Source organism: Brachybacterium vulturis (assembly GCF_043641765.1).
Classification (GTDB): Bacteria; Actinomycetota; Actinomycetes; order Actinomycetales; family Dermabacteraceae; genus Brachybacterium; species Brachybacterium vulturis_A.
Window position 1 is genome coordinate 84,927 of record NZ_JBHZRO010000002.1, and the last position, 15,188, is coordinate 100,114.

Annotated in this window: 11 protein-coding genes; all 11 read left to right on the forward strand. The window is 69.6% G+C overall.

The genetic code is table 11. The features are described from left to right. Nucleotides 1–226: 226 nt before the first annotated feature. The 11 genes from serA to ACHUEU_RS01890 all read left to right on the forward strand — a co-directional run bounded on the left by serA (nt 227) and on the right by ACHUEU_RS01890 (nt 15,138). Nucleotides 227–1,834 (forward strand): phosphoglycerate dehydrogenase, encoded by a 1,608-nt coding sequence (serA, locus tag ACHUEU_RS01840; protein ID WP_394214178.1) that lies wholly within the window; start codon nt 227–229, stop codon nt 1,832–1,834. A 34-nt stretch (nt 1,835–1,868) separates the two neighbouring features. Continuing rightward, complete coding sequence (locus ACHUEU_RS01845) at nt 1,869–2,966, forward strand: 3-isopropylmalate dehydrogenase (protein ID WP_394214179.1); 1,098 nt, start codon at nt 1,869–1,871, stop codon at nt 2,964–2,966. 49 nt (nt 2,967–3,015) lie between these two features. After that, nucleotides 3,016–4,107, forward strand: coding sequence for a branched-chain amino acid aminotransferase (locus ACHUEU_RS01850; protein ID WP_394214180.1), 1,092 nt, complete (start codon nt 3,016–3,018; stop codon nt 4,105–4,107). A gap of 4 nt (nt 4,108–4,111) precedes the next feature. Continuing rightward, the gene (gene cimA / locus ACHUEU_RS01855) at nt 4,112–5,740 is read left to right on the forward strand and encodes a citramalate synthase (RefSeq protein ID WP_394214181.1); all 1,629 of its coding nucleotides are present in this window, start codon (nt 4,112–4,114) and stop codon (nt 5,738–5,740) included. Nucleotides 5,741–5,788: 48 nt separating this feature from the next. Continuing rightward, complete coding sequence (locus tag ACHUEU_RS01860; protein WP_394214182.1) at nt 5,789–6,343, forward strand: glycine cleavage system transcriptional repressor; 555 nt, start codon at nt 5,789–5,791, stop codon at nt 6,341–6,343. A 249-nt stretch (nt 6,344–6,592) separates the two neighbouring features. Further along, nucleotides 6,593–7,816 (forward strand): MFS transporter, encoded by a 1,224-nt coding sequence (locus tag ACHUEU_RS01865; RefSeq protein WP_394214184.1) that lies wholly within the window; start codon nt 6,593–6,595, stop codon nt 7,814–7,816. A 64-nt stretch (nt 7,817–7,880) separates the two neighbouring features. Continuing rightward, the gene (locus ACHUEU_RS01870) at nt 7,881–11,633 is read left to right on the forward strand and encodes a nitrate reductase subunit alpha (RefSeq protein ID WP_394214185.1); all 3,753 of its coding nucleotides are present in this window, start codon (nt 7,881–7,883) and stop codon (nt 11,631–11,633) included. Nucleotides 11,634–11,670: 37 nt separating this feature from the next. Then, a complete protein-coding gene (gene narH / locus ACHUEU_RS01875; protein WP_394214186.1) occupies nt 11,671–13,305 on the forward strand; it encodes a nitrate reductase subunit beta in 1,635 nt (544 codons plus the stop codon). Then, a complete protein-coding gene (narJ, locus tag ACHUEU_RS01880) occupies nt 13,305–14,126 on the forward strand; it encodes a nitrate reductase molybdenum cofactor assembly chaperone (protein WP_394214187.1) in 822 nt (273 codons plus the stop codon). The genes narH and narJ overlap by 1 nt, the downstream gene beginning before the upstream one ends. Beyond that, nucleotides 14,123–14,854, forward strand: coding sequence for a respiratory nitrate reductase subunit gamma (narI, locus tag ACHUEU_RS01885; RefSeq protein WP_394214188.1), 732 nt, complete (start codon nt 14,123–14,125; stop codon nt 14,852–14,854). Before narJ ends, narI begins: the two co-directional genes overlap by 4 nt. After that, nucleotides 14,854–15,138, forward strand: a complete 285-nt coding sequence (locus ACHUEU_RS01890) for a DUF6457 domain-containing protein (RefSeq protein ID WP_394214189.1) — start codon at nt 14,854–14,856, stop codon at nt 15,136–15,138. Before narI ends, ACHUEU_RS01890 begins: the two co-directional genes overlap by 1 nt. Nucleotides 15,139–15,188: the final 50 nt, after the last annotated feature.

Below are 15,188 nucleotides of genomic sequence, written 5' to 3' on the forward strand. Positions count from 1 at the left end.
CGGGGCCCCCCCCGGCCTCCCCCCCGGATCCCGGCGCGGGCCCCCCCCCCCCCCCCCCCCCCCCCCCCCCCGGGGGGGGGGGCCCCCGGGCGGGGGGCCCCCCGCCGCCGTGCGTCTCGCATCCTGACTGGGATGACCGCATGGCGGACAGCGGTTTACGCTGTACCGGTACCCGTCGCTCCCGAGGATGCGTGCGACGACAACCATCCTTACCGGAGGAGTTCCCGTGACGCGTCCCGTCGTGCTCATCGCCGAAGAGCTGTCACCCGCGACCGTCGAGGTCCTGGGGTCCGAGATCGAGGTCAGGAACGTGGACGGCACCGACCGCGCCGCGCTGCTGGAGGCGGTGAGGGACGCCGATGCGCTCCTGGTCCGCTCCGCGACCCGGGTCGATGCCGAGGTCTACGCCGCCGCCCCGCAGCTCAAGGTCGTCGCCCGCGCCGGGGTCGGTCTGGACAACGTGGACGTTCCCGCCGCCACCACCGCGGGCGTCATGGTCATCAACGCCCCGACCTCGAACATCACCTCCGCCGCCGAGCTCGCGGTCGCCCTGATCCTCGCCTCGCTGCGCAACCTCGGTCGCGCCGACGCCTCGGTGAAGGCCGGGAAGTGGCAGCGCAAGCAGCTCGCCGGGGTCGAGCTGCTGGGCAAGACCGTGGGCGTGGTGGGCTTCGGACGCATCGGCCAGCTGGTCGCTGAGCGGCTGCGAGCCTTCGGCGTGAACCTCCTGGCCTACGACCCGTACGTCAACCATGCCAGGGCCGCCGAGCTGGGCGCCCGCGTGGTCGAGCTCGATGAGCTGATGCGCGAGTCCGATGTGGTCACGGTGCACATGCCCAAGACCCCCGAGACCACCGGCCTGATCGGCGCCGAGCAGCTCGCGCTCGCCAAGCCGTCCCTCCATGTGGTCAACGCCGCCCGCGGCGGGCTGATCGACGAGGAGGCGCTGTTCGAGGCGCTCAGCAGCGACCGCATCGCGGGCGCCGCGCTGGACGTGTACTCCTCCGAGCCGCCGGCCGCCTCCGAGACCGCGAAGCGACTGCTCGACCTCGACAGCGTCACCCTCACCCCGCACCTGGGCGCCTCCACCGCGGAGGCGCAGGAGAAGGCCGGCGTGGCGGTCGCGAAGTCCGTGCGACTGGCCCTGGCCGGTGAGCTGGTGCCCGATGCCGTCAACGTCGCCGGCGGCGCCATCGACGACGAGGTGCGTCCCGGTGTGGCCCTCGCGGATCGGCTCGGTCAGCTGTTCACGGTGATCGCGGGGGAGTCGCCCGAGCTGCTGGACATCGAGGTGCACGGCGAGATCGCCTCCCGCGACGTCACCGCCCTCAAGCTCTCCGCGCTGCGCGGCGTGTTCCGCTCGGTGGTCACCGAGCAGGTCAGCTACGTCAACGCGCCCGTGCTCGCCGAAGAGCGCGGCATCACGGTGCAGCTGGTCACCGACGAGACCTCCGAGCGCTTCCGCAATGTCGTCAGCCTGCGCGGCACGCTGCGCAACGGCGAGGTCGTCACGGTCTCCGGCACCCTCAGCGGGGTCGACCAGGAGCACAAGCTCATCGAGGTCCTCGGGCATGCGCTGGACGTGCCGCTGAGCGACCACCTGCTGATCATCCGCTATGAGGACGGTCCCGGCCTGATCGGCACCTACGGGATGCGTCTCGGCGACGCCGGGATCAACATCGCCGGCATGCAGGTCTCCCGCGCAGGCAGCGCCCGCGGTGCCGAGGCGCTGGTCGTCCTGGACCTCGACGAGTCCGTCGACCGTGAGTTCGCCGAGGAGCTCGGCGCCACCATCGACGCGCGGTCCATCCACGCCGTCGACCTCGTCTACTGATCCCCGTCCTGCACCTCGTCGAGGAGAGAACCCCATGAGCACCACCACCCCCAGCGCTGTCGCTCCGAACGCTGCCGAGTCGAGCACTCTGCGCCTGGCCGTCATCGAGGGCGACGGGATCGGCCAGGAGGTCGTGCCGCAGGGTCTGCGCGCTCTGCGCGCCGCACTCGAGCCGATCGGCGTCACCGTCGAGACCACCGACTTCGACCTCGGTGCGGGCCGCTGGCACCGCACCGGGGAGACGCTCACCGACGAGGACATGTCGGCCCTGGCCGAGCACGACGCGATCCTGCTGGGCGCGGTCGGCGATCCGGGCGTGCCCTCGGGGGTGCTCGAGCGCGGGCTGCTGCTGAAGCTCCGCTTCGCCTTCGACCACTTCGTGAACCTGCGCCCCACCCGGCTGTACCCGGGCGTCGCCTCGCCGCTGGCGAACCCGGGCGAGATGGACTTCGTCGTGGTCCGTGAGGGCACGGAGGGCCCCTACGTCGGCAACGGCGGCTCGCTGCGCACCGGCACCGAGCTCGAGGTCGCCACCGAGGTCTCCCTGAACACGGCCGTCGGCGTCGAACGGGTGGTCCGCTTCGCCTTCGAGCAGGCCGAGCGCCGCCGCCAGAAGCTCACCCTGGTCCACAAGCACAACGTGCTGGTCCACGCCGGCCATCTCTACCGCCGCATCGTCGAGCAGGTCGGCGCCGAGCATCCGCGCGTCGAGGTGGACTACGCCCACGTCGACGCGATGATGATCTATCTGGTCCAGGATCCCGCCCGCTTCGACGTGATCGTCACCGACAACCTCTTCGGCGACATCGTCACCGACCTCGCCGGCGCCGTGGGCGGCGGCATCGGTCTGGCCGCGAGCGGCAACATCAACCCCACCGGTGCCTTCCCCTCGATGTTCGAACCGGTCCACGGCTCGGCGCCGGACATCGCCGGGAGGAACCTCGCCGATCCCACCGCCACCGTGCTCTCGGTGGCGCTGCTGCTGGACCACCTGGGTCACGTCGAGCCGGCGGCGGCGGTCCGCGCGGCGGTCGAGAACGACCTCGCCGCCCGTGCCGGATCCGCGGATCTCGCCTCCCGCGGCACCACCCAGATCGGTGAGGCCCTGGTGGCCGCGATCGCCGGACGCTGAACGCCCGGTCCTGTCAGACTGACCCTGCCCCCGATTCGAGGAGATCCCCGTGAGCGCGCTCGACTTCACCCAGACCAGCACCACCCGCCGTGTCGGCGACGACGAGCGCGCCCGGATCCTCGCCGAGCCCGGCTTCGGCCAGTACTACACCGACTTCATGGTCCATGCCCGGTGGACCCTCGAGGACGGCTGGGACGGGGCGGAGGTCGTGCCCTTCGGTCCCGTGCAGCTCTCGCCCGCGGCAGCGGTCCTGCACTACGGCCAGGAGATCTTCGAGGGCCTGAAGGCCTTCCGCCACGCCGACGGCTCCGTGTGGACCTTCCGTCCCGAGCGCAACGCCGAGCGCATGCAGCGCTCCGCGCATCGCCTCGCACTTCCCGAGCTGCCGGCCCGGGACTTCCTGAGCTCCCTCACGGCGATCACCGCGGCGGACGAGCCGTGGGTGCCCGAAGCCACCAGCGAGGAGTCGCTGTACCTGCGCCCCTTCATGTTCGCCAGCGAGGAGTTCCTCGGGGTGCGAGCCTCCCACTGCGTGGACTACTACGTGATCGCCTCACCCGCCGGCCCCTACTTCCCGCGCGGGGTGCAGCCGCTGGTGGTGTGGATCTCCGACGAGTATGCGCGAGCCGGGGCCGGGGGCACCGGCGCCGCCAAGTGCGGCGGCAACTACGCCTCCTCCCTGCTGGCGAAGCGGGAGGCCGCCGAGAACGGGGCCGACGAGGTCATGTTCCTGGACTCCGAGACGCACTCCAGCATCGATGAGCTCTCGGGCATGAACGTCTTCGCGGTCACCGCCGACGGTCGCCTGCTCACCCCCGCGCTGACCGGGTCGATCCTCGAGGGGGTCACCCGCGAGTCGATCCTCCGCCTGGCCTCAGACCGCGGCCTCGAGGTGGTCGAGCAGCAGCAGGTGATGAGCGAGCTGCTGGGACAGATCGACCGCGGAGAGATCACCGAGATGTTCGCCGCCGGCACCGCCGCGGTCATCAACCCCATCGGCGAGCTGCGCGCCCGGGGCGGTTCCTGGACGGTGGGCGAAGGCGGCTCCGGCGAGGTCACTCTCGCTCTGCGCACCGAGCTCACCGACATCCAGTACGGCCGGATCCCGGACCGTCACGGCTGGCTGACCAGGCTGGTCTGATCCGATGACGAACTCGTCCGTGCCGACCGCCCCGATCTCTGGATTCCACCTCTACGACACCACCCTGCGCGACGGCTCCCAGCAGGAAGGGCTCACGCTCTCGGTGGCGGACAAGCTCGCCGTCGCCCGTCACCTCGACGATCTCGGCGTGACCTACATCGAGGGGGGCTGGCCCGGTGCGGTCCCGCGCGACACCGAGTTCTTCGCCCGCGCGGCAGGGGAGCTCGAACTCCGCCACGCCCGGCTCGCGGCCTTCGGCGCGACCCGCAAGGCCGGGGTCCCCGTCGCGGAGGATCCGCAGGTCGCTGCGCTCGTGGACTCCGGTGCCCCGACGATCACCCTGGTCGCGAAGTCCGATCTGCGCCACGTCACCGGCGCGCTGCGCACCACCGCCGAGGAGAACCTGGCCATGGTGCGGGACACCGTGGCGCATCTGGTGGGGCGCGGGCATGAGGTGTTCGTCGATGCCGAGCACTTCTTCGACGGTTTCCTCCACGATGCCGACTACACCACCGCCGTGCTGGTGGCCGCGCAGGAAGCGGGGGCCGGGGTGCTGGTGCTGTGCGACACCAACGGCGGGATGCTCCCGCATCAGGTCACCGAGATCATCGCGACGCTGCGCGGGCGCCTGGAGGCGGCCGGAGCGGGAGAGGCCCGCCTCGGTGCGCACACCCACAACGACACCGGCTGCGCGGTGGCCAATGCGCTGGCCGCGGTGCGTTCCGGGATCACCCACGTCCAGGGCTGCGTCAACGGCTACGGGGAGCGCACCGGCAATGCGGACCTCATCACCCTGATGGCGAACCTCCAGCTGAAGATGGACATGGACCTGCTCCCCGCCGAGACCCTCGCCGAGGCCACCCGGATCGCCCACGCCCTCGGCGAGATCGTGAACATGCCGGTGACCCCGCGCGCCCCGTACGTCGGGGCGAGCGCCTTCGCCCACAAGGCCGGTCTGCACGCCAGCGCCATCCGGGTGGATCCGGATCTGTACCAGCACACCGATCCGCAGCTGGTCGGCAATGACATGCGGATGATCATCTCCGACATGGCCGGACGGGCCTCCATCGAGCTCAAGGGCCGGGAGCTGGGCTTCGACCTGGCCGGTGAGCCCGAGCTGCTCTCGCGCCTGGCGGCCGCGGTCAAGCAGCGCGAAGCGGTCGGCTACTCGTACGAAGCGGCCGATGCCTCCTTCGAGCTGCTCCTGCTCGACCAGCTCGGGCGGGTCCCGAGCTATTCGACGGTGGAGTCATGGCGGGCCATCTCGCAGCTGGGCCGGGACGGCACCCTCGAGTCCGAGGCGACGGTCAAGCTCCTCGCCGACGGGGACGGTCCCCACGAGCGCAAGGTGGCGATCGCCGAGGGCAACGGTCCGGTCAACGCCCTGGATCGCGCCCTCCGCGAGGCACTGCGCGAGCGTCATCCCGAGGTCGACGAGTTCGAGCTGCGCGATTTCAAGGTGCGGATCCTGGACGCCCATCACGGCACGGACGCCACCACCCGGGTGCTCGTGCGCACCTCCGGGCGGGGCCTCGAGTTCCAGACGGTGGGAGTGGGGCCGAACGTCATCGAAGCCTCCTGGGAGGCGATCTACGACGCCTACACCTACGGCCTGTTCAAATCCGGGGTCTGAGCACCGGTATCCGTGGTCCCCGATGACCCTGGAGGCTACCCTGAGAGCATGACGACTCACGCGCCGACCACCGCTTACGTGCTCACCGCCATCGGAGACGACCGCCCGGGCCTCGTCGCCGCCCTGGCCGCCGCCGTCGACGAGCACGGAGGGAACTGGGTCGACAGCCAGCTCGCCCTGCTCGCCGGCAAGTTCGCCGGGATCGTGCGGGTCGATCTGCCCGATGAGCGCGCGCAGTCGTTCCTGCAGGCGCTGCCCGCCCTGGCCGACGAGGTCGGGCTGGACGTCGAGGCCACCGTCGCCGGCGACTCCGTCGACGTCGAGGTCGCGCCGCACAGCGCGCTGCACCTGCACCTGCACCTGCTGGGCCAGGATCGCACCGGGATGGTCCGGGAGGTGTCCTCGGCACTGCGTTCCCAGGGAGCCACGATCGACGCTCTGCGCAGCTGGACCCGGGAGGCCCCCGAGGGCGGAGGCATGCTGTTCGAGGCCGAGGCCGAGGTGCGCCTGCCGGCCGATGCGGACGAGGACGGGGTCCGCGAGGCCCTCGAGACGATCGCCGCCGAGCTGATGGTGGACCTGGAGCTCGACACCACCGAATGAGGCGGTCGCGCGGCGGAATATCGAAACGCCACCATTGCTGAATTCCTTTTCGCGAGGATTCCCGGGCCCCGCTGCAGACGTTTCCGTGCGGGGCCGACCGGATTCTTCTGAATACATGAATTCCGGGACCGAAGTCCCCTAGGATGGGGTCACCGGTCGAGGACCCTTGGGGGGTGCGGGATGCTCCCGCGCTGCGCCGTCGGACAGTCCTCGGCTCGCGTACTCGCCCCCGAACGTGGAGAACCATCGATGACCACGTCCCCTGCAGTCGCCTCTGCACAGTCCACCACGGTCCCGCCCGGTGCATGGAGGGCACTTTTCCTGGTCACGATCGGCTTCGGCGTGAACTTCTGGGCCTGGGCGCTGCTGAGTCCGCTCGGCCCCGTCTACGTCGAGCGCGGGCTGGCCGTGGACGCCTCGCTGATCGTCGCGATCCCGGTGCTGGTGGGCTCCCTGGGCCGCATCGTGATGGGCGCCCTGAGCGACCGCTTCGGCGGGCATCTCATGTTCCCGCTGGTCTCCCTGCTCACCGTCGTTCCGGTGCTCTTCCTCGGATTCGTCGGTCAGTACACGTACTCGACCCTTCTCCTGGGAGGATTCTTCCTCGGCATCGCCGGCACCACCTTCGCGATCGGTGTCCCGTATGTGAATTCCTGGTTCCCGCCCGCCAAGCGCGGCATGGCCACCGGCCTCTACGGCGTGGGCATGGGGGGCACCGCGATCAGCGCCTTCACCACCGTCCCGCTGCTGAGCTCGATCGGCGACGCCGCGCCGTTCGTGCTCACGGCGCTCGCCCTGATCGCCTACGCCGTGGTGGGCTGGCTGTTCATGCGCGATGCCCCCACCTGGAAGCCCTCGCGCAAGAACATCATCGAGCAGTCCGTCGCCGTGATGAAGCTCAAGGTGACCTGGCAGGCGTGCTACCTGTACGCCCTGTCCTTCGGCGGCTACGTCGCCTTCTCCGTCTTCCTGCCCACGATGCTGCAGAACTGGTACGGGCTCGATGCCGCCGACGCCTCCTTCCGGATGGCCGGCTTCGTGATCGTCGCCGTGATCATGCGCCCGTTCGGAGGCACCCTCGCGGACCGGCTCGGGGCTGCGAACACCCTGCTGGTCTCCTATGTCGCCGTCGGGCTGGCCGCCCTCGCCCTGACCTTCCAGCCAGACCTGATGCCGATCGGCACCAGCGCCTTCATCGTGATGGCCGCGGGCCTGGGCCTCGGCTCCGGCGCGGTCTTCGCGCTGGTCGCCCAGACCTCCGACCCGGCCGTCGTCGGCTCCGTCACCGGGTTCGTCGGCGCCGCCGGCGGGCTCGGCGGCTTCGTGCCGCCGCTGGTGATGGCCGCGATCCATGCCGAGAGCGGCACCTACGCACCCGGCATCGCCCTGCTGCTGGTGGCGACGTTCGGTGCCGTGGTCGTCACCCTGTTCATCGCCCGTGGAGCGCGTGCCGGCACCTCCACGGCGCCGTAGCCCGACCTGCCCCGCCCCGTTCTGCCACCGCTGACACGCACCCTCGCCCCCAGGAGGAGCACTCATGACCATCCAGGACCGACAGTCGCCGCAGGACCCCGCCGAGCAGCGCGCTCCCGGGATCGACTCCCCGCTGTTCGACGCCCTGATCGGCGCGCGCAGGATGTTCTCCCGCTCGGAGAAGATCAGCGAGGACAACCGCGAGACCCACAAGGTGGGCGGGCGCAGCGGTGACTCCTTCTACCGTGAGCGCTGGAGCCACGACAAGGTGGTGCGCTCCACCCACGGGGTCAACTGCACCGGCTCCTGCTCCTGGAAGGTCTACGTCAAGGACGGGGTCATCACCTGGGAGTCCCAGGAGACCGACTATCCCTCCGTGGGCCCGGACAAGCCCGAGTACGAGCCGCGCGGCTGCCCCCGCGGCGCCTCCTTCTCCTGGTACACCTACTCACCCACCCGCGTGCGCTACCCCTATGTGCGCTCCGAGCTGCTGCGCCTGTACCGCGAGGAGAAGGCGAAGGCCCCCGGCCATGATCCGGTCGAGGCATGGAAGGCGATCGTCTCCGATCCGGTCAAGGCCATGCGGTACAAGCAGGCCCGGGGCAAGGGCGGCCTGGTGCGCGCCTCCTGGGACGAGGCCGTGGAGATGGTGGCCGCCGCCTATGTCCACACCGTCAAGGAGTACGGGCCGGACCGGGCCACCGGATTCTCCCCGATCCCCGCGATGAGCCAGGTCTCCTTCTCCTCCGGAGCCCGCTTCCACCAGCTCATCGGCAGCCCCATGCAGTCCTTCTACGACTGGTACGCCGACCTGCCCCCGGCCTCCCCGCAGGTCTTCGGCGACCAGACCGACGTGCCGGAGTCCGGCGACTGGTGGGACGCGGCCTACCTCATCATGTGGGGCTCGAACGTGCCCCTGACCCGTACCCCGGATGCGCACTGGATGACGGAGGCCCGCTATCGCGGCCAGAAGGTCATCTCGGTCGCCCCCGACTACGCGGAATCGGTGAAGTTCGCCGACGAATGGCTCGCACCGCACCCCGGCACCGATGCGGCGCTCGCCATGGGCATGGGCCACACGATCCTGCGCGAGTTCTACGTGGACCAGCAGGTCCCGTACTTCGAGTCCTACTCGACGCAGTACACCGACCTTCCGTTCCTGGTCCAGCTCGAGCGCCGTGAGGACGGCGCGCTGCTGCCGGGCAAGTTCCTGGTCGCGAGCGAAGCGGGAGAGCACCGCACCGCCGAGGCCACCACCGAGCATGCGGACTTCAAGCCGATGCTCTTCGACCGCGGGCGCGGCCGCATCGCCACCCCCAACGGCACTCTCGGGCACCGCTTCTCCGCCGATGGCGAGGGGCGCTGGAACCTGGAGCTCGGCGATCTCGACCCGGCGCTGTCGCTGCTGGGCCATCACGAGGACGTGGCCGAGGTGCTGCTGCCCCGCTTCGACACCGTCGGCCAGGGCGGCCGCGGGGACGTGCCGCGCGGAGTGCCGGTGCGCACGATCGACGGGCGCCTGGTCACCACCGTTTTCGACCTGCTGCTGGCCGAGTACGGCGTGGGCCGCGAGGGGCTCCCCGGCCAGTGGGCCACGGGCCTCGACGACGCCGAGGCCCTCTACACCCCGGCGTGGCAGGAGGCCATCACCGGCGTGCCCGGCCAGGCAGTGGCGCGCATCGCCCGCGAGTTCGCGCAGAACGCGATCGATTCCGGCGGGCGGTCGATGATCATCATGGGCGCCGGCACGAACCACTGGTTCCACTCCGACACCATCTACCGCTCCTTCCTCACGCTCACCAACCTGTGCGGCACCCAGGGGGTCAACGGCGGCGGCTGGGCCCACTACGTCGGGCAGGAGAAGGTGCGGCCGATCACCGGCTGGTCGCATCTGGCCAACGCCCTGGACTGGTCGCGCCCGCCCCGGCAGATGACCCAGACCACCTACTGGTACATGCATTCCGACCAGTGGCGCTACGACCGCTTCGGCGCGGACACCCTGGCCGCGACCACCGGGGCCGGCGCCTTCGCGGACATGACCACCGCCGACGCCATCGCGCTCTCGCAGCGGCTGGGCTGGCAGCCCTTCTACCCGCAGTTCGACATCAGCTCGCTGGAGGTCGCCGACCGCGCCGCGGCCGCGGGACAGGAGACGATCCCGTACCTGGTCGACCAGCTCAAGAACGGTGGCATCAACTTCGCCGCCGAGGACCCGGACGCCCCGGAGAACCACCCGAAGATCTGGTCGATCTGGCGCGCGAACACCCTCGGCTCCTCCGCCAAGGGAGATCAGTACTTCTTCCGCCACCTGCTGGGTGTGGACAGCTCCGCCACCGGCGAGGAGACCCCCGAGCACCTCCGGCCCCAGGACGTGCGCTGGCGGGAGGACGCCCCGATCGGCAAGGTCGATCTGATGCTCACCCTCGATTTCCGCATGACCAGCCACACCCTGCACTCCGACGTGGTGCTGCCGGCCGCGACCTGGTACGAGAAGCACGACCTCTCCACCACCGACATGCACCCCTTCGTGCACTCCTTCAACCCGGCGATCTCCAATCCCTGGGAGTCGCGCACGGACTGGGAGACCTGGTCGACGATCGCAGAGCGCTTCAGCCAGCTCGCCGAGACGCATCTGGGCACTCGCAAGGACGTCGTCGCCTCCCCCCTGCAGCACGACAGCCCCGGGGCGATGGCCACCCCGCACGGCCGGGTGCGGGACTGGAAGAAGGGCGAGTGCGAGGCGGTCCCGGGCCTGACCATGCCCGCCCTGGTGGAGGTCGAACGGGACTATACCCAGATCCATGCGAAGTACACCTCGGTCGGCCCCCTCCTGGAGGAGAAGGGCATGACCACCAAGGGGCTGACCTACGACGTCACGGAGTTCGTCGAGGAGCTCGGGCACCTCAACGGCGTCCACCGCACCGGGCCCGCCGCGGGACGTCCCAAGCTGGTCACCGATCTGCACGCCTGTGAGTTCATCCTGAGCCTGTCGGGCACCACCAACGGACGCATGGCGACCGAGGGCTTCAAGACCCTGGAGAAGCGCACCGGCACGCACATGCACGATCTCGCCGCCGAGCACGAGGGCAAACGGATCCACTTCGCCGACACCAAGGCGGCGCCGGTCCCGGTGATCACCAGTCCGGAATGGTCCGGCTCCGAGAGCGGAGGGCGCCGGTACAGCCCGTTCACCATCAACGTCGAGCGCAAGAAGCCCTGGCACACGCTCACCGGGCGCCAGCACTACTACCTCGACCACGACTGGATGCTGGAGATGGGGGAGGCGCTGCCCGTCTTCCGACCGCCGCTCGACATGACCGCCCTGTTCGGCGAGAAGTCGATCGGGGAGAGCGATGGCACCTCGATCTCGGTGCGCTACCTGACCCCGCACAACAAGTGGGCGATCCACTCGATGTATCAGGAGAACTTCTTCATGATGAACCTGTCCCGTGGTGGGCAGAACATCTGGATGAGCGTGCAGGACGCCGAGGCCGTCGGCATCACCGACAACGACTGGGTCGAGGTCACCAACCGCAACGGCGTGGTCTCGGCCCGCGCCGTGGTCTCCCACCGGATGCCCCCGGGCACGGCCTTCATGCACCACGGGCAGGAGCGCACGGTGAACGTGCCGCTGACGGAGCGGGACGGGAAGCGGGGCGGGATCACGAACTCCCTGACGAGGATCATGATCAAGCCCTCGCACCTGATCGGCGGATACGCGCAGCTGTCCTTCGCCTTCAACTACTACGGCCCGACCGGGAACCAGCGGGACGAGGTCACGATGATCCGCAAGCGCACCGCCCCCGTCGAGTACTGAGCCCCACCCTACGAACGAAGAGCGAAGGAGAGCCACGATGCGAGTCATGGCCCAGATGTCGATGGTGATGAACCTCGACAAGTGCATCGGCTGCCACACCTGCTCGGTCACCTGCAAGCAGGCGTGGACGAACCGGTCCGGCACCGAGTACATGTGGTTCAACAACGTCGAGACCCGGCCCGGCCAGGGGTATCCCCGCGGCTACGAGGACCAGGAGAAATGGAAGGGCGGCTGGGAGCTCGGGAAGAACGGCCGCCTGAAGCTCAAGGCGGGCGGCCGCCTCACCAAGCTGATGCAGCTGTTCTCGAACCCGAAGCTGCCCAGCATCGAGGACTACTACGAGCCCTGGACCTATGAGTACGACAACCTGCTCCACGCCCCGGCGCAGCAGGAGACCATCCCCACGGCGCCCCCGAAGTCGCTGATCACCGGTGAACGGGTGGATATCCAGTGGTCGGGCAACTGGGACGACGACCTCGGCGGCACCTATCTGCACAAGGACAAGGACCCGATGCTCAAGGGCATCGAGGACAAGGTCCAGTTCGAGTTCGACCAGACCTTCATGTTCTACCTGCCGCGCATCTGCGAGCACTGCCTGAACCCCACCTGCGTGGCCTCCTGCCCCTCGGGCGCGATCTACAAGCGCGAGGAGGACGGGGTGGTCCTGGTCGACCAGGACGGCTGCCGCGGCTGGCGCATGTGCATCACCGGCTGCCCGTACAAGAAGATCTACTTCAACCACCAGACCGGCAAGGCCGAGAAGTGCACCTTCTGCTACCCCCGCCTCGAGCAGGGCGAGCCGACGGTGTGCGCCGAGACCTGCGTGGGGCGCCTGCGCTACATCGGTCTGGTGCTCTACGACGCGGACAAGGTCACCGAGGCCGCCTCCGTCACCGATGAGCAGGACCTCTACCGCTCCCAGATGGATGTGATCCTGGACCCGCACGACCCCGAGGTCATCCGCGGGGCCGAGGCAGCAGGCATCCACCACGACTGGATCCTCGCCGCGCAGAACTCCCCGACCTACAAGCTCATCAAGGAGTACGAGGTCGCGCTGCCGCTGCACCCGGAGTACCGCACGATGCCGATGGTCTGGTACATCCCGCCGCTGTCGCCGGTGGTGGACGTGGTCCGGGACACCGGCTACGACGCCGAGGACGCGGAGAGCCTGTTCGCCGCGATCGACGCGCTGCGGATCCCGGTGGAGTACCTCGCGAACCTGTTCACCGCCGGAGACGTGCCCACGGTGGAGCGGGTGCTGTATCGGATGGCCGCGATGCGCTCGTACATGCGGGACATCAACCTCGGCAACGCGCCCCGGGAAGGGATCGCCAACGCCGTCGGCATGGACGGCGAGACGATGCAGGAGATGTACCGCCTGCTCGCGATCGCGAAGTACGAGGACCGCTATGTGATCCCGGTGGGGCATCACGAGTCCGCCCATGATCTCGAGTCCACCGGCACCGACTGCCCGCTGAACGCCCCCGGCGGTCCCGGCATGGGGATGTCCCTGCCGGAGGAGTCGATGGGGATGTCCGGACCCGGGTTCTCCAGCAAGCGGCAGGAGAACGCCGTCGAGCGCCCCGAGGGCGTACGGATCAACCTGCTGAACTGGGACGGCAACGGACGGCCCGACGGGCTGTTCCCGGCTCCCGCGACCGGGAGCGCCTGATGGGCGCCCTCGCACGCCTGCTGAGCCGACGCAGCGATGCCGGCGCCGGGACGACGGCGACCCTGCCGGCGCGCGGTCGTGCGCCGAAGGATCTGCTGCACGCCTCCGGGATGAGCACCGAGCAGATGCGGGTCACCTGGATCGCGGTCTCCTGGCTGCTGACCTATCCGGACGAGGAGGCCCTGGCGCGCTACCCCCTGGTGCGGCAGCTGGCGGCTGAGCTGCCGGAGCCGGTCCGGGGCGGGCTGCTGCGCACCATCGATCTGCTGGGCGAACGGGATGCGGTCGCCGTCCAGGAGGAGTACGTCGACACCTTCGACACCCGTCGCCGGGGATGCCTGCACCTGACCTACTTCAGCCATGGCGACACCCGCCGTCGAGGGATGGCACTGCTGCGCATCAAGCAGGACTTCCGCACCGCGGGTCTCGAGATCGGCAGCGAGGAGCTGCCGGACCACCTGCCGGTGGTGCTCGAGTTCGGCGCGGCCCACGACGCCGAGCGGGGCGCGAAGATCCTGCGCTCGAACCGTCCGGGAGTCGAGCTGCTGCGCCTGCACCTGGCGGACATCTCCTCCCCGTGGCACGGCACCCTGGTGGCGCTGTGCTCGACCCTGCCGCCGCTGGACGCCGACGACCGGGCCGCCGTGCTGAAGCTGGCCGAGGAGGGCCCGGAGGACGAGACCGTGGGCCTGGACGGCTACGGGCTCGACGGCGACGCCGGAGACCTCGCCGGGCAGACCTTCGCCTCGAGCGGCTGCGGCTCCGACTCCGCCGCTCCCGGACCCGTCCCTGTGGACCTGTTGAGAGGACGACCCTCATGAACGACGCGACGACGCTCCAGCTGCTGCTGTGGGTGGTGTTCCCCTACATGGTGCTCGCCGTGTTCGTGCTCGGGCACATCTGGCGATTCCGCCAGGACCGCTTCGGCTGGACCACCCGCTCCAGCCAGCTCTACGAGTCCAAGCTGCTCTCGATCGGCTCCCCGATGTTCCACTACGGCATCATCGGGATCTTCTTCGGTCACGTCGTGGGCCTCGGCATCCCGAAGTCCTGGACGCGCTTCGTCGGGATCACCGACCACATGTACCACCTGATGGCGATCATCATCGGTCTCGCCGCAGCGGTGGCGTGCGTGGGCGGGCTGCTGATCCTGCTGTACCGGCGGCGCACCAACCGGCGGGTCTTCGGGGCCACCACCGCCGGGGACAAGCTGATGTATCTGATGCTGGCGATGACCATCGTGTGCGGCGTCCTCGCGACCGTGGTGCACACGGCCTTCGGCTCCTACGACTACCGCGAGGGCGTCTCGATCTGGTTCCGCCAGTTCTGGACCCTGCAGCCCTCCGTCGAGCTGATGACCCAGGCGCCGATCTTCTTCCAGCTGCACGTCCTCAGCGCGATCGCCCTGTTCGGGATCTGGCCCTTCACCCGCCTGGTGCACGTCTTCGCCGCGCCGCTGGGGTACCTGACCCGGCCGTACATCGTCTACCGGAGCAAGGATCCCCGTAAGGAGGCCGAGCGTCGCGGCTGGGAGAAGGTGAAGTTCTGATGGCGACGAAGCCGCCGGTGACCCTCCAGGAGGACTGGGAGAGCACCCTGCTGCCGTGGTTGGACCGGGTCTCCGCACAGCTGGACGTCGAGTGCGTGGACCTGGATGTGGATCGGGTCCATCTGATGACCGGGGTGGTCGCCGAGGGTGTCCAGCGCTCGATGGCGCCGATCTCCGCGTTCCTGGTGGGCGCGGCGGTGGCCCGCGGAGCGAGCCTCGAGCAGGCCTGCGCCGCGGTCGAGGAGGCCACCGGTGCGACGCTCCGGGCTCCCGGCGTCGGATGACCGATCACGAAGAGACCTTGTGGTAACTCTCACACCGGGTATTCTGGGCA

Bases quoted from the DNA above. Each gene is read 5' to 3' on its own strand.
- ACHUEU_RS01845 (WP_394214179.1), top strand. From the start codon at position 1,869: ATGAGCACCACCACCCCCAGCGCTGTCGCTCCGAACGCTGCCGAGTCG.
- cimA (WP_394214181.1), top strand. From the start codon at position 4,112: ATGACGAACTCGTCCGTGCCGACCGCCCCGATCTCTGGATTCCACCTC.
- ACHUEU_RS01860 (WP_394214182.1), top strand. From the start codon at position 5,789: ATGACGACTCACGCGCCGACCACCGCTTACGTGCTCACCGCCATCGGA.
- ACHUEU_RS01865 (WP_394214184.1), top strand. From the start codon at position 6,593: ATGACCACGTCCCCTGCAGTCGCCTCTGCACAGTCCACCACGGTCCCG.
- ACHUEU_RS01870 (WP_394214185.1), top strand. From the start codon at position 7,881: ATGACCATCCAGGACCGACAGTCGCCGCAGGACCCCGCCGAGCAGCGC.
- narH (WP_394214186.1), top strand. From the start codon at position 11,671: ATGCGAGTCATGGCCCAGATGTCGATGGTGATGAACCTCGACAAGTGC.
- narJ (WP_394214187.1), top strand. From the start codon at position 13,305: ATGGGCGCCCTCGCACGCCTGCTGAGCCGACGCAGCGATGCCGGCGCC.
- narI (WP_394214188.1), top strand. From the start codon at position 14,123: ATGAACGACGCGACGACGCTCCAGCTGCTGCTGTGGGTGGTGTTCCCC.
- ACHUEU_RS01890 (WP_394214189.1), top strand. From the start codon at position 14,854: ATGGCGACGAAGCCGCCGGTGACCCTCCAGGAGGACTGGGAGAGCACC.